This is a genomic window from Acinetobacter sp. AG1 (assembly GCF_001005525.1).
Taxonomy (GTDB): Bacteria; Pseudomonadota; Gammaproteobacteria; order Pseudomonadales; family Moraxellaceae; genus Acinetobacter; species Acinetobacter modestus.
In genome coordinates this window covers 19,490-37,630 of record NZ_LBMZ01000124.1, presented here as the reverse complement: position 1 = coordinate 37,630, position 18,141 = coordinate 19,490, and the positions used below count along the sequence as shown (strand labels likewise).

The 18,141-nt window shown below is 37.5% G+C and carries 22 protein-coding genes; 11 read left to right on the top strand and 11 right to left on the bottom strand.

All coding sequences use genetic code 11. The features are described 5' to 3' along the window. Positions 1–14: 14 nt before the first annotated feature. The 7 genes from AAV96_RS16990 to AAV96_RS16960 form a co-directional block, all read right to left on the bottom strand. Positions 15–815 (bottom strand): helix-turn-helix domain-containing protein, encoded by an 801-nt coding sequence (locus AAV96_RS16990; RefSeq protein ID WP_046740162.1) that lies wholly within the window; start codon positions 813–815, stop codon positions 15–17. Further along, positions 806–1,609, bottom strand: a complete 804-nt coding sequence (pilW, locus tag AAV96_RS16985; RefSeq protein WP_046740161.1) for a type IV pilus biogenesis/stability protein PilW — start codon at positions 1,607–1,609, stop codon at positions 806–808. The genes AAV96_RS16990 and pilW overlap by 10 nt, the downstream gene beginning before the upstream one ends. Positions 1,610–1,626: 17 nt before the next feature. Then, positions 1,627–2,862, bottom strand: a complete 1,236-nt coding sequence (gene rlmN / locus AAV96_RS16980) for a 23S rRNA (adenine(2503)-C(2))-methyltransferase RlmN (RefSeq protein ID WP_004664894.1) — start codon at positions 2,860–2,862, stop codon at positions 1,627–1,629. 121 nt (positions 2,863–2,983) lie between these two features. Beyond that, entirely contained in the window at positions 2,984–3,415 is a 432-nt protein-coding gene (gene ndk, locus AAV96_RS16975; RefSeq protein WP_003654870.1) for a nucleoside-diphosphate kinase, read from the bottom strand. Positions 3,416–3,523: 108 nt separating this feature from the next. Then, positions 3,524–3,724 (bottom strand): Fe-S cluster assembly protein IscX, encoded by a 201-nt coding sequence (gene iscX, locus AAV96_RS16970; RefSeq protein ID WP_004664895.1) that lies wholly within the window; start codon positions 3,722–3,724, stop codon positions 3,524–3,526. Between the two features lie 94 nt (positions 3,725–3,818). Beyond that, the gene (locus AAV96_RS16965; protein WP_046740160.1) at positions 3,819–4,370 is read right to left on the bottom strand and encodes a phosphatase PAP2 family protein; all 552 of its coding nucleotides are present in this window, start codon (positions 4,368–4,370) and stop codon (positions 3,819–3,821) included. 24 nt (positions 4,371–4,394) lie between these two features. Further along, entirely contained in the window at positions 4,395–5,711 is a 1,317-nt protein-coding gene (locus AAV96_RS16960; RefSeq protein WP_171249179.1) for a glycosyltransferase family 4 protein, read from the bottom strand. 111 nt (positions 5,712–5,822) lie between these two features. Between AAV96_RS16960 and AAV96_RS16955 the strand changes: the two genes are divergently transcribed. After that, positions 5,823–6,779 carry a hypothetical protein gene (locus tag AAV96_RS16955; protein ID WP_046740159.1) on the top strand — a complete coding sequence of 319 codons (957 nt, stop codon included), beginning with the start codon at positions 5,823–5,825 and terminating at the stop codon, positions 6,777–6,779. Here the strand turns inward: AAV96_RS16955 and AAV96_RS16950 are convergent. From AAV96_RS16950 to AAV96_RS16935, 4 genes are all read right to left on the bottom strand, one after another. Beyond that, positions 6,776–7,615: a symmetrical bis(5'-nucleosyl)-tetraphosphatase gene (locus AAV96_RS16950; protein ID WP_046740158.1), complete on the bottom strand. Its 840-nt coding sequence runs from the start codon at positions 7,613–7,615 to the stop codon at positions 6,776–6,778. The genes AAV96_RS16955 and AAV96_RS16950 overlap by 4 nt on opposite strands. Positions 7,616–7,617: 2 nt before the next feature. Next, complete coding sequence (gene rsmA, locus AAV96_RS16945) at positions 7,618–8,430, bottom strand: 16S rRNA (adenine(1518)-N(6)/adenine(1519)-N(6))-dimethyltransferase RsmA (RefSeq protein WP_046740157.1); 813 nt, start codon at positions 8,428–8,430, stop codon at positions 7,618–7,620. A gap of 32 nt (positions 8,431–8,462) precedes the next feature. After that, positions 8,463–9,431 carry a 4-hydroxythreonine-4-phosphate dehydrogenase PdxA gene (gene pdxA, locus AAV96_RS16940; protein ID WP_046740156.1) on the bottom strand — a complete coding sequence of 323 codons (969 nt, stop codon included), beginning with the start codon at positions 9,429–9,431 and terminating at the stop codon, positions 8,463–8,465. 433 nt (positions 9,432–9,864) lie between these two features. Next, positions 9,865–10,494, bottom strand: coding sequence for a hypothetical protein (locus AAV96_RS16935; protein WP_005214496.1), 630 nt, complete (start codon positions 10,492–10,494; stop codon positions 9,865–9,867). 263 nt (positions 10,495–10,757) lie between these two features. Between AAV96_RS16935 and rplM the strand changes: the two genes are divergently transcribed. The 10 genes from rplM to AAV96_RS16885 all read left to right on the top strand — a co-directional run bounded on the left by rplM (position 10,758) and on the right by AAV96_RS16885 (position 18,132). Next, positions 10,758–11,186 carry a 50S ribosomal protein L13 gene (rplM, locus tag AAV96_RS16930; RefSeq protein ID WP_004664909.1) on the top strand — a complete coding sequence of 143 codons (429 nt, stop codon included), beginning with the start codon at positions 10,758–10,760 and terminating at the stop codon, positions 11,184–11,186. 12 nt (positions 11,187–11,198) lie between these two features. Continuing rightward, positions 11,199–11,585: a 30S ribosomal protein S9 gene (rpsI, locus tag AAV96_RS16925; protein ID WP_004640839.1), complete on the top strand. Its 387-nt coding sequence runs from the start codon at positions 11,199–11,201 to the stop codon at positions 11,583–11,585. 132 nt (positions 11,586–11,717) lie between these two features. Continuing rightward, a complete protein-coding gene (locus AAV96_RS16920) occupies positions 11,718–12,377 on the top strand; it encodes a glutathione S-transferase N-terminal domain-containing protein (RefSeq protein WP_046740155.1) in 660 nt (219 codons plus the stop codon). Between the two features lie 11 nt (positions 12,378–12,388). Beyond that, on the top strand, positions 12,389–12,814 hold the full coding sequence (locus AAV96_RS16915) for a ClpXP protease specificity-enhancing factor (protein ID WP_046740154.1): 426 nt from the start codon (positions 12,389–12,391) through the stop codon (positions 12,812–12,814). 17 nt (positions 12,815–12,831) lie between these two features. After that, entirely contained in the window at positions 12,832–13,479 is a 648-nt protein-coding gene (locus AAV96_RS16910) for a hypothetical protein (RefSeq protein ID WP_046740153.1), read from the top strand. A gap of 381 nt (positions 13,480–13,860) precedes the next feature. Next, positions 13,861–14,220 carry a hypothetical protein gene (locus tag AAV96_RS16905; RefSeq protein ID WP_005214502.1) on the top strand — a complete coding sequence of 120 codons (360 nt, stop codon included), beginning with the start codon at positions 13,861–13,863 and terminating at the stop codon, positions 14,218–14,220. A 147-nt stretch (positions 14,221–14,367) separates the two neighbouring features. Continuing rightward, entirely contained in the window at positions 14,368–15,327 is a 960-nt protein-coding gene (locus AAV96_RS16900; RefSeq protein WP_046740152.1) for a hypothetical protein, read from the top strand. An 8-nt stretch (positions 15,328–15,335) separates the two neighbouring features. Beyond that, positions 15,336–15,878: a GTP-binding protein gene (locus AAV96_RS16895; protein WP_004664920.1), complete on the top strand. Its 543-nt coding sequence runs from the start codon at positions 15,336–15,338 to the stop codon at positions 15,876–15,878. A 32-nt stretch (positions 15,879–15,910) separates the two neighbouring features. Next, entirely contained in the window at positions 15,911–16,330 is a 420-nt protein-coding gene (locus AAV96_RS16890) for a roadblock/LC7 domain-containing protein (RefSeq protein WP_004664921.1), read from the top strand. 455 nt (positions 16,331–16,785) lie between these two features. Beyond that, a complete protein-coding gene (locus AAV96_RS16885; RefSeq protein ID WP_046740151.1) occupies positions 16,786–18,132 on the top strand; it encodes a sphingomyelin phosphodiesterase in 1,347 nt (448 codons plus the stop codon). Positions 18,133–18,141 lie beyond the last annotated feature (9 nt).

Below are 18,141 nucleotides of genomic sequence, written 5' to 3'. Positions count from 1 at the left end.
TCTACTCTTTGGCATTAACGAGACAAACGGAATTCTGCTTTTCCATTAACCGTATATGGAGACAAAGATATTTGCTCCTGATTCAAGGTCAAGGATACAGCTGTTGCATCATCTAAACGAATTTGGAATGGTGATTCACCACTCAAAGTTAATGTAGATGCTTGACGACCTGTTGCCAATACTTTACCTGTTGCATCAACAATATGCACAGATGTTGGTCGACTAAAGTTCAAAACTAACTGATCGCCAGAAGTTGCGTTCGTTGCCGTTCCCATAGGTATAATTTCGACATCAGAACTTTTTGCTTTCGGCGCTTCAACTTCAGCATCATCTTTGTGGCTAGATGTCCAATTTTGTACAGCCATCACTGCCAACCAACCTAAGACTAAAACAGCAGCTAAAATAGCAATACGCTTCAACCATTTACGGTTACGTACACTTTTCGAACCAGATAGTTTACCCATGATCTTGATAGGAGAATTATTCAAGGCATGGTTTGCTTTAAGGCCAGTATCATTAACATAAATTTCATCAAAACGCTGAATAATCACACTTGCGTCTGCATTTAAATATTTTGCATAAGCTCGATAGTAACCTTTGATAAAGGTCGCCTCAGGTAATGATTTATAGTCATCTTGCTCTAATGCCGTTAATGTTTTAACGGGCATATTCAATACGCTTGCAATTTCTTCAAGTTCTTTCTTTTGTGCAATACGAATTTGACGCAAATACTCACCAGGTCGTTGAATATTTCCTAACGTTGACGATGGCGAGGTTGAGCCAGTTGGCTGATGTGAATTTGGATTTATTTCCATACGGCCTCAGTACTGTACTGTAATTGCAAATAACGTTGATATTCTGGACTATCAGGAAATAATGCTCGTAATTGATTCACTAACACTTGCATTCCTAATTGATCCGCACTCGCTCGAGCAATGCGTAAACCAATCCAAAGTGCACGTGCACCTTGGTTTTTTTGCCCCACATTACGAACATACTGTTCGTATAGTTGCGATGCATCTCTATTATTTTGTTGCAAATAGAAAATTTCTGCCAACTCTAACATTGAAATAGTTGCGTTACGATTTGCTTGTAGCGCTTGTTTGAATGCTTTTTCAGCATTCGCAACATCGCCTAACTTTAAATAGATTCGCCCCAAGTTTTCCAACGATTGAAATCGCTGTTCATAACCTAAGGTTGCACCTGCACGGGTAAATTGCTCAATCGCTTCATTATAACGTTGCATTTGATACAAATATGTACCGTAATTATTACGAGCTTGTGCATTATCTGGTTCTGAAGAAATCGCACGCTTAAAATAAGCATCTGCTTTTTCCATATTGGACTTACTGCCTTCTTGTTGCAGTAGAATCCCCATCATCATATTGGCGTTTGCATCACGCGAATTAATATTTAAAGCTTGATCAAGAGAACGTTTAGCGGAATCCAAATCACCTGTACGAATATATTCAGCAGCCAGTTGAGAACGAACTTGAACAGCCTTTTCTGGGTCTTTCTTCAACCCTGTCGAAGATTGACAAGCGGTTAAACCCATTACAGTAAACACAACAGTAGTTGTTATAATCGTTTTTAGTCGAGTTGTATTCAACGCTATATCCCCAAGTTTTATCCTTGTGTGCGCAAAATTTCTTGTCGTTGCGCCACTTTCTTCTTCCACTGTTCCGCACGACGCGTACGGTCAGCAACCTGTCCTACCAATTGACCACATGCAGCATCGATATCATCGCCACGTGTCTGACGAATCGTACACACAAATCCAGCGTCAGACAAAGTTTTTTGAAAGGCAATGATGCGATTACGACTCGAACGTCCGTAAGGTGCATGTGGAAATGGATTAAATGGGATCAGATTGATTTTACTTGGCAAGTTTTTCAATAATTTTAATAACTGTTGTGCATGCTCAGGGTGATCATTTACCCCCTCCAACATCACATATTCGATAGTGACATGGCGACGTGAGCTTTCATTACCATCTTTAGCTAAATAACGTTGGCATGCAGCAATAAGTTGCTGTAATGGATATTTTTTATTAATAGGAACCAATTCATTACGTAGTTCATCATTTGGTGCATGTAACGAAATCGCAAGTGCAACATCGATGTCTTGCGCTAATTGATCAATTTTTGGAACAACACCTGATGTTGATAAGGTCACACGGCGTTTAGACATTCCGTAGGCAAAATCATCTAACATTAACTGCATTGAGCTGAGTACTGCATCGTAATTAAGTAAAGGTTCGCCCATACCCATCATGACCACATTGGTCACGGTACGTTCACGCTCAGCAACAGGCACATCTTCCATATAAGAATAATTTGCCATCCACAACTGACCGATGATTTCTGCTGGTGTTAAATCACGTTGGAAACCTTGTTTACCAGTCGAACAGAATGAACAATCCAGTGCACAACCCACTTGTGATGAAATACACAGGGTTTTACGCGCACCTGTTTTATCTTCCGCAGGAATCAGTACGGTTTCAACCAGAGAACCTTCACCATCACCTACACGAAACACCCATTTACGGGTACCGTCTTTAGAATAGTTGCGGTGTACCACCTCTGGGGCTTTAATTTCACAAATCTTTTCTAATTTTTCGCGCAATTTTCCTGAAATATTACTCATTTCAGCAAAATCAGTGACGAAAAACTGGTGTATCCATTTCATGACTTGACTAGCACGAAACTTCTTTTCGCCTAAGTCTTCAAAGAACTTTTCTAATTCAGCTCTGGACATGCCAAGTAAATTTACTTTCTTATCGGCAGCTTGAACGACAGACGTAGTTAAAGACTGTTGTTTTTCATCGACATTCTCAGATGAAACGACCACTACAGAACTCATGTATATTTACCTAAACGATATCAGCGCTAGAAAATGCTGTGTATTTTTCACACAACTCAATCTATAAAAAATAAAAAACCAGATAAGTAGTATACCACTTATCTGGCTTGAATACTTTGGATTAACGAGTGCGTGGGCAGATCTCGTTATCAGCAAAGAAGTAAGCGATTTCACGCTCAGCAGAAGCAACTGAGTCAGAACCGTGAGCAGCATTTTCGTCGATGCTTACAGCGAAATCAGCGCGGATTGTACCTGGAGCTGCTTCTTTAGGGTTTGTAGCACCTAAGATTTCACGGTGAGCAAGAACAGCATTTTCGCCTTCAAGAACAGAAACAACAACTGGGCCAGAAGTCATGAATGCAACTAAATCACCAAAGAAACCACGTTCTTTGTGCTCAGCATAGAAACCTTCAGCATCAGCTTGAGAAAGGTGTTTCATTTTAGTAGCAACAATTTTTAAACCCGCTTTTTCAAAACGAGCAAAAATGTCACCAATGTGGTTTTTAGAAACTGCATCTGGTTTTACGATAGATAAAGTACGTTCAATCGCCATGATTGACTCCTATTTATGGTGTAAACTAAAAAATTTGCCGCATTATACCGATGTCATCGCCAATAATCAGCTTGAATCTGTAAAAGTTCAGTGATTTCTGATGTTTTTTTAACGAACTTCATCCAACCAAGCCATTTGAATCGCTTCAAGCAAACCTTCCGTCGACTTATTGGGGTCATCATTAAAGTCTGGTAATGCACAAACCCAAGCATGTAAATCAGTAAAACGAATCCATTGAGGATCTACATCTGGGTGTGCTTCAGTAAGTTCGATTGCGATATCAATCGTATCTGTCCAACGTAAGCCCATTTGATAACCTAATTAACAGTTTGTGATTGAGCGTACTTTAACAAATCCCAAGATTTAAAAAATAGTCTTCTATCATTAAAACCCGTTAAATTATTTAAAGAATGATATTGAAGCTTGGTGCCAACAAAATAATACAGCTAGCAACGGATGCACCAATCACCGCCCCCACGATCACATCACTTGGATAATGTAATCCTAAAATCATACGGGACAATGCAACCAGAATCGTAAATGGCAACATCAAAATTAATAACAACGGTTGGATATAGCCTAATGTAATGGTAACCATGACCGCATGCAAAGTATGACCTGATGGAAAACTAAAATGATCCAATGGTCGCTCGCCCAGTACAATCACTTGGTGAACTTGATATGGACGTGGTCGAGTCGTTTTATGCTTTAAAAACTTATAAATCCCCGTACCAACAGAACCTGCAACGAGCAAATATAGAATTTGCAGACCGTATACCAAACCTTGTGCGATCCATACTGATAACAACATGACATACCAAAATGGTCCATCGCCCAAACGACTAATCGTTTTAAAAAATAAGGCAATGCGTTGTGACTGGGAGAGATGATTAAGGTATACACACCCTTTTAGGTCTAGATCGAGCATTTTTATTTTTGCATTTTGAAATTTCATACTTTTCTCCTTTCTGAGGATACTTTAGGTAGAGTTCATAAGAGGTTCCTTCGCTACCTGATAAAGTGCTTGTTCTAATTGTTGTACAGGAAACTGCCAACTGGTTTCTTGTACAGTTTCGCTTGCTAATATACCCATTTGTCTCAGTTCTGGTAGAGCTGGCAAATGACAAATGGATTGGGTTAAATCTACGGTCTGTCCTAGAGGACTCAACCAACCTGTAACACCGTGTTTGACATGCTGATGCGCACATACGTAGTCATAAGCAATCACTGGTAATCCGCTAGCAATTGCTTCTAGCACTACATTTCCAAACGTATCAGCTTGACTAGCAAATGCGAAAACATCTGCACTTGCATAAGCGGCTGAGAGATTCTTACCACTTAAGCTACCAGTAAAAATAATATCTTCTGATATCGCTAATTTACTCAAACGAATACGATCAGGCCCGTCTCCAACAATTACAAATTTTGTATTTGCACCTTGCTGTCTCTGCCAAGCATGGAAAGCTTTAATTAAGACATCAATTTCTTTTTCTGGTGATAAGCGCCCGACATACAACATTACACGGGTATCAGCATCTACACCCCATTGTTGGCGTAATTGCTGTGAACGATGTTTTGGGGAAAACTTCGCAGTATCAACACCTCGTCCAACAACAACTAAAGGACAAGTCACACCAAAGCCACGTAGTGCTTGTTCGGTGTATTGACTGGGTACACACGTGACATCTGTACTATTATGGAACCATGTTAGGTAACGTTGAATCGGTTTGACTAAAAAAGCCAAGTCAAAGAAACGACTAAAATCTTGGAAAGCTGAATGAAATCCACTCGATACGGCGATTTTTTTTGACTTTGCAGCTTGTAGCGCTGTTAAACCTAATGGACCTTCAGTCACGATATGCACCACGTCAGGTGCGAACTGCTCAAATGCTTTAGAGACTTTAAGATATTGTGGCCAACCAAATTGAACACTTGGGTATTTTGGAATCGGTTGAGACATCACCAAGCATTCTTGTTCAGGTAAAAATTCTGTACAAATCGCTTTTTGTATAGGTCTGACCAATAGAATTTTATGCCCAAGCCGTTGTAGCCCCTGACATAATTGCATCATAGATAATGCTACACCATTAATTTCTGGTGGCCATGTTTCAGTGACGATTGCGATTCTTAAACGAGGGCGAACTAAATCCCGAAGTTCAGACAATTCATCTTGTTTATTTTTAAGTTGTTTCCTTTTAAAGTAAAATTTAAAACTTTCAGGAAACTGTTCTTGCTTTAGTAGAGATGTCGCGTATGTACTTTGCATATCGCCATCCATTTGTGTCGTTATTTTCATGCTTTTAGCTTATAAGTATTTTTTGACACTTTAATGATCAGCACATGACAGTTTCATGAATCAAATGATATGATTTGTTGCTTTCAGCAAAAATAAAAAGATTTTAAAATCATGCAAATATTAAAAGCTAAATCACGTTCGGAATTAGCAGACCGCCTTCGATTCACTATTAAATATAAAGGCAAAGCTCTTGTTGCTTATTTTGTATTTTTTATCACTTATGCTCTTTTGTTTATAGCCTTTCTTTATCTCTTAGGCTGGGTAAAAGGTCAACCCTATCAGCTACATTGGGGGTATTTTACTTTGATCTGTATTTATGCAATTACATTTCCAATAGGATATAAATTCAGCGATTATCGTATTCCCTTTTTTTCGTTTGAAAAATATTTTATTGACCCTGTATTAGTTCAGGATTTAAACAAACTAGAATATATCAAAACAACTGCAACAATTACGGATATTAAAATTCCATCAAAACAATTTTTTAAACCTAAATTGCATACTTTAACCCTACAATTGGACGAAAGAAATGAAGTCATCACAGATACTTCTGTTCATTTAAAGCTATTATTTAGAAATATTTATTTCACCAATTCAAATTACACTCAATTTTATGCTGATCCAGCATGGATTGGTACAAAAGTAGAAATTTGTTTTTTACCCAAATCTAAGCGCATCATTCAATTGATTGCGGATACTGATCAACATGATTTTCAAGATTTAACCACTGAATCTGTTAATAAATCCACATTACACAAAATTCCCTCTCGCTTCGCTCAAGAATTGTTTGCGGTTCAGCATATTGAAGCTACCCGCTCAGAAAATAGTACATGGCAATATGAATTGATCGTCACAACAATATTTCACAATCAATATCATATCCCAGCTAACAGTCAGGGCTTTGCTAAGCTAGAACAGATACTCTCAAATCGAGTTGATTTTTTAAAGTATCGTCAATTTAAACAAAATCCCTCCATTCAATCGCAGATACTTTATCAACCAAGAATGATTAAAATGCCACGATTCCTACCCCAAATTATATCAACACCCAACAAGGCTTTTCTTTAAACCAATGGATTATCAACTGCAAAAAGTTGCTGATCTTCTAGACGATAAGCCACCAATTGTTGCCCCCAAACACAGCCACCATCGACATTTTGGATTTTCGGGCTAATGGTTTTGCCCTGCAACGCCGCCCAATGTCCAAAGATCAGTTGATGGGTTTGGGCTGCTTGGCTTTCAAACTCAAACCAAGGCTGAAAACCAACTGGCATCGGTGCGTCTAACGCATCTTTAAATTCAAATTCAAGTCGCCCTTCGGCATCAGTCAAACGCATTCGAGTGAGATAGTTGGTAATACAACGTAAACGAGCCATACCTGTCAGCTCATCTGACCATAAATCAGGTTGTGAACCATACATCTCGGCAAGAAAACTATCTAAAATCGAAAGATCGTCATGACCAACCACCTCATGTACTTCTTGTGCCAATGCCACCGTTTTTTCGGCATTCCAAATACACGGTACACCTGCATGGGTAATCAAAATTTGATCATTCGGAGATAAACTCAATGGCTGTTTTCGCAGCCAATCAATCAGCTCATCACCATCAATCGCATCAATCACGTCCTGAGTACGATCTTTATCTTTAACTTTTTTAAAACCACGTGCGCAAGCAATCAAGGTCAGGTCATGATTACCCAGTACAGTTGCAGCAGCACCACGATCAGCCAGTTTTTTAATAAAGCGTAATGCGCCCACCGAGTTTTCGCCACGTGCAACTAAATCACCCGCAAACCATAAAAAGTCTTGATCTGGATCAAAGCGAATTTCTTTCAGTAACGCTTTCAGCGCTTCAAAACAACCTTGTACATCACCAATCACATAGTTATAGCGCTTAGACATTGTTAAGATACCATCTGATCAGAAAGTGCGACAAAATCAGCCAAGCTTAAGGTTTCTGGGCGCGCCATCGGATCAACACCTGCTTTTTCAAAACCATCTTCCACCAACATACCTTTTAAGCTATTGCGTAAGGTCTTACGACGTTGGGTAAACACATGCCCCACTAAACGCGCCAATGCTTTCTCATTTTTTGCTACGATCGGTTTAACATCATAGGGTTCTAAACGAAATACGGCTGAGGTCACTTTTGGTGGCGGATTAAATGAACCTGGTGGCACTTCAAATAAGAAAGTCGGTTTACAGTAATACTGGATCATCACCGATAAACGACCATATTCTTTGGTGTTTGGTGTTGCCGTAATACGATCAACCACTTCCTTTTGCAACATGAAATGCATGTCTTTGACTTTGTCACCAAACTCCAAGAGATGGAACAACAAAGGCGTAGAAATGTTATAGGGTAAATTTCCAACCACACGTAGTGGACGACCGTCTTGGAACAATTGCGTGAAATCATATTTTAAAGCATCAGCTTCAATAATGGTCAGACGTTCAGGATGTGGCACACGTCCCGGTAAGCCGGCAGCCAAATCACGATCCAGCTCAACCACGGTCAACGCATCACACTCGCCAATTAAAGGTGAAGTCAATGCGGCTAAACCCGGTCCGATTTCGACAATATTATCGCCCGCACGCGGATTCACTGAACGTACAATTTTGGCAATCACACGTTGATCATGTAAGAAGTTTTGACCAAAACGTTTTCGAGCCTGATGCCCTTCATCTTTAGGGTTTAGGGCATTAATTTGATACATAATAATTCCAACGTGAATAATTTACTCGCCCATTACTGACGGGCTAAATCAAGTGCTAAATCCACTGCAACCTGCAAACTTGATGCTTTTGCCTGTCCAGTGCCTGCAAGAGAAAGTGCTGTACCATGATCGACTGAAGTTCGAATAAATGGCAAGCCTAATGTAATGTTTACTGCTTCACCAAAGCCTTGTGATTTTAACACAGGTAAACCTTGATCGTGATACATTGCTAAAACAGCATCCGCATCTTTTAGATTTTCTGGGGTAAATAAGGTATCTGCAGGCAAACAGAGACTCATCCCTATACCTTGTGCACGATAGCTTTCTAGCACTGGATTAATCACGTCGATTTCTTCTCGACCTAAATAACCGTCTTCACCTGCATGTGGATTTAAGCCACAGACTAGAATACGTGGTTGTGCGATTTTAAATTTGCTTTTTAAGTCTTGAATTAGAATATCAATCACTTGATGCAAACGCTCTTTAGTAATCGCATCAGGTACATCCCGCAAGGGTAAGTGTGTCGTCGCTAAGGCAACCCTTAATGTTTTCGTTGCCAGCATCATTACCACACGATCAATACCTGCAAACTCTTGGTAAAACTCAGTATGTCCGCTAAATAGAATACCTGCATCATTAATAATCGACTTTTGCACTGGCGCTGTAGCAACCCCTACACTCCGCCCCGACATCGCATAGTCAGCTGAACGACGCAATTGCTCTAACACATAAGCAGCATTGGCTGAATCTAACTGACCTAGAATAACAGGTTTTGCTAAAGGCACATGCTCAACGAAAAGCTGCCCTGCTAAACTCGACTTTTTCTCACCTTGAAATGGAATAAGTTCAACATCAATATTTAACTGTTTGGCGCGCTGCTGCAACATTTGGATATCAGCCAAAATAACGATCGGTCGCTCATCAACACGGTTTGCTAGACTTAGACAAATATCTGGTCCAATTCCGGCTGGCTCGCCAGAAGTGACATACAAAGGCAACATGACTCACCAATTCCAATTTAAGCATTACATTATAGTTTACCGAAAGTTTTTTATTTAGAAAGTTTTGTGTATGCCCATAAGATTGGCTAAACATCCAATAGACAAACCAACACCAATAAAAAACAATCCACTCCCATATAAGCAAAAGTTTTATGGAAAAATATGAAATGTAAATTTACAAGCTGATAAATAATAAATTAAATAAATTTATTTTTATTAATAAATACAGCTACATAAACTATAAAAACAGAATTTAAATGCGACTAAAGAAAATCAATTGGAATAACATTAGAGCGATTAAATGCTACAACATAATGCTGATGAAGCACTTGAAATGATTATCTATCAAATTCTATTCTCTCTCAGCGCGCCCTCCTAGATAAGAAGCAATCAAGAAAGAGAATAAAATTAAATACTGAACAATTTAAAAATTTTAAGGCTTTTTCGCTTTAGGCAAATTTTCAGGCACTAGATTAGAAGGTACAAATTCAACTTGACGTGTCCACGGGTTAATTTTTGGTTGTACCTTTTTCTCAGGTTGAACAACCACCGCCTCTTCTTTCTTTTCTACCGCAGCAACCACAGCACTACTCGGCTTCTCTATAAATGGATTTGCAATCGGCTCTTTTTTCTCTGTAGGTTGCGGCTGCTGTACGAGTTGTGGTTCTTTCTTCTCTGGTAATGGAGCTGTATTTACTGGATGAGAAGTATAAGGAGAAGCGATAGCACCTTGTTTTACTACCGTCTGCGATGATTGTTGATGCACAGGAGCATTTGCTTGCACTGAAGAACTTGAGGGTTGCGCCAAGGGATTTGTTTGATCATCTGGTATTTCAATCGGTTTCATTTCAGCAGTGACCATCATTGCTGGATCAACATGCTCACCGCGACTTTCCAAAACTTCAACTTTACGACTTGTACCTTCTTTGGGCTGAAATTCAGAATAATTGGTTACACTGCCTTGATCGACCCATTTGTAGAGGCGTCGTGCATTCGCTTGTGTAGAACAAGCTATTACGCAAATAGCAACTACAATAATGTTTGTAGAAAACGACAGTTTCATCAAATTCCCCAAAAGAAGAGGTAAATACTTCTACTTATTTCAAATAATTAATTCAAAAATGATAGGTCAAATACCATCGCCTCTCAAGCCAAAAAATGTAGCTCAAAATTAACGGCGATATAGTTACAAAATCAGTCACATTGCAGCAAAATATGACATTAACAATGAATTGTTCTTGTGTGATTTTATAAATTCATATAGAATTCGGTCTCCTTTTGTTTGGGCGATTCCTTGCTCAAACCAACTATAATAGGTAGTGGTTAATGAAAACTCTCAGCGCTAAGCCTGCTGAAGTTCAACACGACTGGTATGTTGTTGATGCTTCTGGCAAAACTTTAGGTCGCCTTGCGACTGAAATCGCTCGTCGTTTACGCGGTAAGCACAAAACTTCTTATACTCCTCACGTTGACACTGGTGACTACATCGTTGTGATCAATGCTGAACACGTTCAAGTGACTGGTAATAAATCACTTGATAAGAAATATTATCGCCATACTGGTTTCCCTGGTGGTATCCGTGAGACTAACTTTGAAAAGTTAATCGCTCACAAACCTGAAGCAGTTTTAGAAAAAGCTGTTAAAGGTATGTTACCAAAAGGTCCTCTTGGTTATGCAATGATCAAAAAAATGAAAGTGTACGCTGGTAGCGAGCATCCTCATACTGCTCAACAGCCACAAGTTTTGGACATCTAAGGGATACAGCACATGGCTACTAACTATGGTACAGGTCGCCGTAAGACCGCAACTGCACGTGTTTTCTTATCAGCTGGTACAGGCAAACTCGTAATCAACAATCGTACTTTAGAGCAATATTTCGGTCGTGAAACTGCTCGTATGGTTGTACGTCAGCCTTTAGAGCTTTTAGAAGTTACTGAAAAATTTGACCTTTACATCACTGTTAAAGGTGGTGGTATTGGTGGTCAAGCTGGCGCTATCCGTCACGGTATTACTCGTGCATTGATCGCTGCTGACGAAACTTTAAAACCTGCTCTTCGTCAAGCTGGTTTCGTTACTCGTGATGCTCGTGAAGTTGAACGTAAGAAACTTGGTTTACGTAAAGCGCGTAAACGTCCTCAATTCTCTAAACGTTAATCGTTTTACGAATTGGACAAAAAACCTCGGATTTATCCGAGGTTTTTTATTTATATAGATCTACATACTTCTAAGATGCTTTTCTTATATTTTTTTAGTATGCTAAACCGTTTACTTGATTAGCTTTGTGATATGTCATCTGTTGAAACGACCCCAGTTCAGGGCATTACACTTTATAGTCATGCTGATGATTTCCGTTCACACTGGATTCGTTTTTTACTCGCTGAAAAGCAGATTAAATATCATCTGATTATCACCGATCATGAAGATGAAGATTTAGCTGATCTCAACCCCTACAATCAACTTCCTATGTTGATTGAACAAAATCTAAAACTTTTTTCACCAAATATCATTAGTGAATATTTGGATGATCGCTATCGTCAAAATAAGCTTTATGCGGATGCTCCAATGGCCAGAGCGGAGCAACGTCAATATATTTGGCGTTTTGAACAAGATTGGTTCAAGCTTGCAGATCAAATGCTTAGACATGCCGATACCCTGAACCCACAAGAAAAACAAAAAGCCCAGAAAGAACTTAGAGATACGCTTATTTCACTTACCCCATTATTTCAACATTTTCCTTTTTTTATGTCTGAGACATTTTCAATCTTAGATTGTATGCTCGCACCAATTTTTCTCAGATTAAAAAGTATGGGAATTGAACTTCCACCGCAACATTGCCGACCTATTTTTTTATATTGTCATCGTGTTTTCAGTCGCCCATCTTTCATTAAATCAATGACAGCTCAAGAAAAAAACAGCTACAATGATTTAATTCCTATGATTAAATAAGCTTGTAAATTATGTCAGATCAATTAAATGTTACGCCCACACGCCCTTATCTTGCACGTGCCATTTATGAATGGATTTGTGATAACCAATTGACGCCTTATTTACTCGTTGATGCAACACAACAACACACAGATGTTCCTCAACAATTTGTAAAAGATGGACAAATCGTTTTAAATCTAGCACCACATGCAATCCATCAATTTCATATGGATAATGATGCTATTTCATTTTCAGCTCGTTTCGGTGGAGTTGCAAAAGATATTTATGTACCTATTCGCGCTGTTTTAGGGCTCTATGCTAGAGAAAATGGACAAGGTTTATTTTTTGATCCAAGTGAATATGGCGTTATTCAAGAGACTATCGAAACTCCAATAGAAGATAAAAAGCAAGAAGCCGAACCGAATAAGAAAAAACCTTCTCTCAGGATTCTAGATTAAAAGCGAGGAAATGCACGATGGCATTTGACTTAGTTCAATACTTTTCTGAACAAATTAAAATTCAAAAACCACAGCTCTTTGATCAATATTCATCAAAAGAAAGACTTTATTTTATTGATGAAGTTAATATGCTTGCTCTTGGACAGTTGATCAGTCTTTGGAAAAAAGATAATCAAAAACTTTATCAGGAAATAAAAGCATCTGATCCCCTTTATATCCAAGGAATAGCTAGACATCTTACAACCTCTGCATATAATCAATCCGCTTTAAGCGCTTCTGAGTTAGAGTCAAGTATTTCAGAAATACTCACTTTACAATTCGCAGAATTAAATCAATTAGACCAAACAGGTAGCTTTGGTCAAACAGGTATAAGTGAGCTTCTCTTAGGTCAAATAGAACATCTATCTGGACAAGCAGAAGACTGGGTTTGGTCAACCAACCAACTCACTGAACTTTTAGGTTCAAAACCCATCATACAGCAAGAAGTTTCTCTAGAAACAACGATACAGGAATTTAATCAAATGGTACATCAAGCACAACATACTGAAGAAATTTCAACTCCAGAACCAACCACACCGACATGGTCTTTTATTATTGCACCTGTAACAGCACTTATTATTTTATTATTTTTATATTGCAGCTACATTCAGCTGACGACTATTTAAGCATATTAAAAAATGATAAAGAAAGTATATTACTTTCTTTATCAAACATTTACAGATATTTAAATCATACTAAAATAAGAAAAGCTATATAATTATAAAGATTTACATTTATTTACAATCAAAAAAATAATTAAAATCACCCTGTATTTGTGATAAAAATCACAATATTTTTTTAAAATACACTTTTATATACGATTTTGATTTATTTTTTTGACAAAAACTGTCATTTATTACCAATTCTATTATTTTAAGTGTGTTTAAGTATTATTGATTTAATAAAAGAGTTTCCTATAATGATATCAACTGCTTTTGAAAAATAATCTAAAACAAAAGCAGGGAATATAAATTCATAAACAAAGATGCATAAGTAGAGATAATATCATGGCTAAAATTTCACTAGAAAGCTTGACAAATATTGATGGTTTTGTGGCAGCGGCATTAGTAGACACTGAAAGTGGCTTAGCGCTTGCAACTCAAGGCGGGGGCGCAATTGACTTAGAATTAGCAGCAGCAGGTAACACTGAAGTGATTCGCGCAAAACGTCGTGTTGCAAACTCACTCAAACTTAATGATGATATTGAAGATATTCTAATTACACTTGGTAAAGCATATCACTTAATTCGACCATTAGAGAGTAACGGAAATTTATTTCTTTACCTTGTATTAGATCGTAGCAAATCAAACTTAGCAATGGCACGCCACGAATTAAAAACGTTCGAAAAAGAATTAGACTTTGCTTAATTAAAATCTTAAGATTTTTTAAAAATTAGACTTCTTATATTTATTTTAATTATAAAAATTAGAATTATATAGGAGGTCTATTATCATTCTTAAGTAAAAGTATAATTTCGTGCAGTCCAATATTTTATAAAACATTAAAGTGATACTATGAATGGACATTGCATTAATATCGCAATTTCAGGTATAAGTTTAAAAGTTTCAGATGAACTAAAAATAGAACTTAGAAAAACAATACCTAATGAGTTTGGCATCAACTGGATCAATATTTCAGACCCAAATCTCGATTTATTATTAATAAATGAAAACTTTTTTGATACCGAAGGTATCCAACGTATTATTCAACAAAAACAATTACCATGTTTAAAAATTTCTAAGGGGCAAGGTTCTTGCCAAATCGAGGAGGACAACACACTCTACCTCCCCTTTCAACAAACGGATGCCTTAAAAAATTGGATACAGCTTAGATTGCTAAGTTATATTTCTAATCAACAACCTAAAAAAGATTCTTTATCTAATCATAACGCTGTAAGTGAAAAGTTTTTAAAGGATATGCTAAACCCTGAAAATGCTCGTCTTCATCTTTTTGATGATCATGGGACTTTAGCGATTATTGATACGCGTAGTCAGATTGCATGGTTAGAACCAACTCGCATACACACGCAAACCAATCATAGCTTTAAATATGAATTTGCAACCACTTTTGATTTCACAAAAGTTTCTCGTAAAGTTGAATATGACTTACAGGATTGGTTATGGAATTTATTTTGGCATTCTTTAGAGTTTCAAAGACTTGCGCCGAATGAAAATGAATATTTTAAAATTGAACATTGGCCTCAACCTAGTCAAAGTGCGGATCGAAAAATTACACTTTTGCTTTCAGCATGTTTTATACAAGGAGCCCAACTTTCACAAGTCGCAACGCAATTAAAAATCCCAATTCAAACGGTTCAACAATTTATTGCTGCCTGCATCATTTCAAATAATGGAGACATTATTCCAGCAACAGAAAGTCATTATTTGAAATCAGAAGCAGCCGAACAGCCTGTTGAAGAACACAACTTTTTTAATAAATTTTTCGGCAAAATTAGACGCCGATTTGGGCTTTAAGGAATTATATGATTTTACAACAATATAAGATTGTATTTGCTGGAAGTATGGGTGCTGGAAAAACTGAAGCGATAAGATCACTTTCTGAAGTTCCAGTACTCGCAACTGAAGCATTCAATACAGATAGTCAGGCTCATAATAAAATGCAAACTACTGTTGGCATTGATTATGGTGAAATTACCTTAGATGATGGTGTCAAAATCGGACTATATGGCACACCTGGTCAAGCCCGTTTTGATTTTATATGGCCAGTGATTTGCCAAGGTGCTCTTGGTGTTATTATTTTAGTAGATCATAATAGTAAACTCCCACTTGATGAACTTGAGGGATATTTAGATACATTTAAAGACTATACAAAAAATATATCAATTGGTATTACTCATATTGATGAGAACAAAGGTCAACCAACTTCAATTTATAGAGATTGGTTGATTCAAAATGAATATCAATACCCTTTGTTTTTTATCGATGCCCGAAAACAAGAACACATATTGCTGATGGTTGAATCCTTAATTGCAGCCTTGGAAGTCAATCTTAAAGCAACGAACTAAATGACTTAATAACTTTAATAAAGAGAAAAATTATGTTCAGTATCCCAAGCCAACAACGCACTGCGCCAAAAGAACTCATTCAATTAGCAAAAACACAGGCGAATGACATTTTAACGAATATCCGTGGTATTGATTACATTATGCTTTGTTCTACGGATGGCTTTGAATTGGCATCAATCTATAAAAAGAATCCTTATAACAGCACTAAGTTAGCTGCTGTAAGTAGTTCAATTTTAGCGATGGTTAGTGCATTTTTAAATGAAATTCAATTAAATGGATGTCAGAGTATCACGCTTGATGCTGAAAATGGTAAAGCAATCCTGACTTCGATTCCTGCACCACACCATCCGATGGTGATGGTGACATTAAGTAATAAAGACGTTCTTTTAGGACAATTACTTTATAGCTTAAAACAGGCTAGTGCAGCGATTATGGATGCAGATCAAGCTTAATTTTTCTTCTAAAAAATCTGAAAGTGAGATGCACTTTCAGATTTTTATTTTCAAAATCGAAGATACTCTCCTCACTCACCTGCTCTATCCATATGATTAAAAAATCCCATTGATAAATTTATGCATTCACTTTCTTAATTTTTACTTATATATTTTTATAAAAATTTTTTTCATAGAAATAAAAAACACTATTTTTTCAATAAAGAAAAAAATAGCACCAAAATAAATCATTTATTTACGCACTTATTTGACAAAAATCACATTTACAAAGTTTAAAATGAATCAATTATCAATAAGTTCAGATAAATGGTTGTTTTTTTACATGCGTTGGCAATATATTTTCATTATTATGAATTTCGAACAAATAACAATCATTAAATTTTCGAAAATGAATATTTTATAATTATTGGTTGTCCTTTGTTTATTTATCATTATGCACTATGGAGAGATGTATTATGGGGCTGAGAAGCTTAAAGTTTGGCGCAGGGTTTGCACTGCTTTTAGGAGGTCTTGCTTCGCAAGATGCAGTTGCTGATTCTTATGTATTTGTGACCAATACCACACCACAAACTGTTTCTGTTCAAATCAGTCAAACAGGTACACATATTTTACAACAAGGCAATGAATGGGCGCAGGAAGCAACTCAAATTGCACCATACGAAACTAAACGCGTACTTCGTATCAATCGCTATACGGGTCTAAAATCAGGAAAAACCTATAATTTCGATACAGTTGTAAGTACAGGTAATTCTCAAGTCACGTTGAAACAAACAATGACGGGAACTTGGTCTGGTAGTACGATTAAGCATGGTATTCAAACGGCGACCACTACTTCACCATGGTATTCAGACCGTGATATTCATCGAATCAATACAACTTACGCTGGTTTATCCGCACAAGCCGCAGTAAAAGCTGAATATACTGGAGGCTATGATGATTTCCATTACACGATTCATCAAAATACAGTGCAAGAGCCTGTTTCTAGCAGTGCAGATGAATTAAAAGTACTGACTTATAATGTATATGCTCTGCCAATGGTCGCAAGCAAGATCAGTGAACGTTTGGCTGAGTTACCAAATCATTTAAATGGTTATGATGTGATTATGATGCAAGAAGCTTTTGCTTCTTCTCGTACAGGTATGCTGAATCAACTCGCTCAACAATATCCATATCAAACACATATTCCAGTGGGTTCAGGTTATAACTTATTTGATAGTGGTCTCGTGATCATTAGCCGCTACCCAATCGTGAAAACCGCACAATTAATCTATCCAGACTGTACAGGAACGGATTGTTTTGCTGATAAAGGCGTGTTGTATGCTGAAATCATTAAAAATGGTAAAGCTTATCATGTGACTTCAACACACACTGCATCATTTGATACCGATGAAGCACGTGCCCTTCGCCAAGTCCAATTCCAGCAAATTCGCCAGTTAGTCAATCAACAAAATATTCCAAGTTTTGATGCAGTGTTGATGGGCGGTGATTTCAATGTCAATAAGTTGTTATGGCCTCAAGATTATCAAAATATGCTGACTAATCTCAACGCAACAGCAGCGCCAAGTACAGGTTATACCGCATCGACATTTGATCCACGTGTCAATAAATTAGCAGGTGCGGCTGGTTCAGGTGGCACAGCCGTTGAATATTTAGATTATGTGGTGGCTTCAAATACACATCGCCAACCGACACAATCTCGTAACGATGTGCGTATTTTACGTACCACAGCAGATCCTTTGTACATGACTTGGGATCTCTCAGACCATTTCCCTGTAATGGGACAATTTAATTACAGTCCATAAGCAGGATGC

Excerpts from the sequence above, each read along its gene's own strand:
- AAV96_RS16990 (WP_046740162.1), bottom strand. The coding sequence starts at position 815 with ATGGAAATAAATCCAAATTCACATCAGCCAACTGGCTCAACCTCGCCA.
- rlmN (WP_004664894.1), bottom strand. The coding sequence starts at position 2,862 with ATGAGTTCTGTAGTGGTCGTTTCATCTGAGAATGTCGATGAAAAACAA.
- ndk (WP_003654870.1), bottom strand. The coding sequence starts at position 3,415 with ATGGCGATTGAACGTACTTTATCTATCGTAAAACCAGATGCAGTTTCT.
- iscX (WP_004664895.1), bottom strand. The coding sequence starts at position 3,724 with ATGGGCTTACGTTGGACAGATACGATTGATATCGCAATCGAACTTACT.
- AAV96_RS16965 (WP_046740160.1), bottom strand. The coding sequence starts at position 4,370 with ATGAAATTTCAAAATGCAAAAATAAAAATGCTCGATCTAGACCTAAAA.
- AAV96_RS16960 (WP_171249179.1), bottom strand. The coding sequence starts at position 5,711 with ATGAAAATAACGACACAAATGGATGGCGATATGCAAAGTACATACGCG.
- AAV96_RS16955 (WP_046740159.1), top strand. The coding sequence starts at position 5,823 with ATGCAAATATTAAAAGCTAAATCACGTTCGGAATTAGCAGACCGCCTT.
- AAV96_RS16950 (WP_046740158.1), bottom strand. The coding sequence starts at position 7,615 with ATGTCTAAGCGCTATAACTATGTGATTGGTGATGTACAAGGTTGTTTT.
- rsmA (WP_046740157.1), bottom strand. The coding sequence starts at position 8,430 with ATGTATCAAATTAATGCCCTAAACCCTAAAGATGAAGGGCATCAGGCT.
- pdxA (WP_046740156.1), bottom strand. The coding sequence starts at position 9,431 with ATGTTGCCTTTGTATGTCACTTCTGGCGAGCCAGCCGGAATTGGACCA.
- AAV96_RS16935 (WP_005214496.1), bottom strand. The coding sequence starts at position 10,494 with ATGAAACTGTCGTTTTCTACAAACATTATTGTAGTTGCTATTTGCGTA.
- rplM (WP_004664909.1), top strand. The coding sequence starts at position 10,758 with ATGAAAACTCTCAGCGCTAAGCCTGCTGAAGTTCAACACGACTGGTAT.
- rpsI (WP_004640839.1), top strand. The coding sequence starts at position 11,199 with ATGGCTACTAACTATGGTACAGGTCGCCGTAAGACCGCAACTGCACGT.
- AAV96_RS16920 (WP_046740155.1), top strand. The coding sequence starts at position 11,718 with ATGTCATCTGTTGAAACGACCCCAGTTCAGGGCATTACACTTTATAGT.
- AAV96_RS16915 (WP_046740154.1), top strand. The coding sequence starts at position 12,389 with ATGTCAGATCAATTAAATGTTACGCCCACACGCCCTTATCTTGCACGT.
- AAV96_RS16910 (WP_046740153.1), top strand. The coding sequence starts at position 12,832 with ATGGCATTTGACTTAGTTCAATACTTTTCTGAACAAATTAAAATTCAA.
- AAV96_RS16905 (WP_005214502.1), top strand. The coding sequence starts at position 13,861 with ATGGCTAAAATTTCACTAGAAAGCTTGACAAATATTGATGGTTTTGTG.
- AAV96_RS16900 (WP_046740152.1), top strand. The coding sequence starts at position 14,368 with ATGAATGGACATTGCATTAATATCGCAATTTCAGGTATAAGTTTAAAA.
- AAV96_RS16895 (WP_004664920.1), top strand. The coding sequence starts at position 15,336 with ATGATTTTACAACAATATAAGATTGTATTTGCTGGAAGTATGGGTGCT.
- AAV96_RS16890 (WP_004664921.1), top strand. The coding sequence starts at position 15,911 with ATGTTCAGTATCCCAAGCCAACAACGCACTGCGCCAAAAGAACTCATT.
- AAV96_RS16885 (WP_046740151.1), top strand. The coding sequence starts at position 16,786 with ATGGGGCTGAGAAGCTTAAAGTTTGGCGCAGGGTTTGCACTGCTTTTA.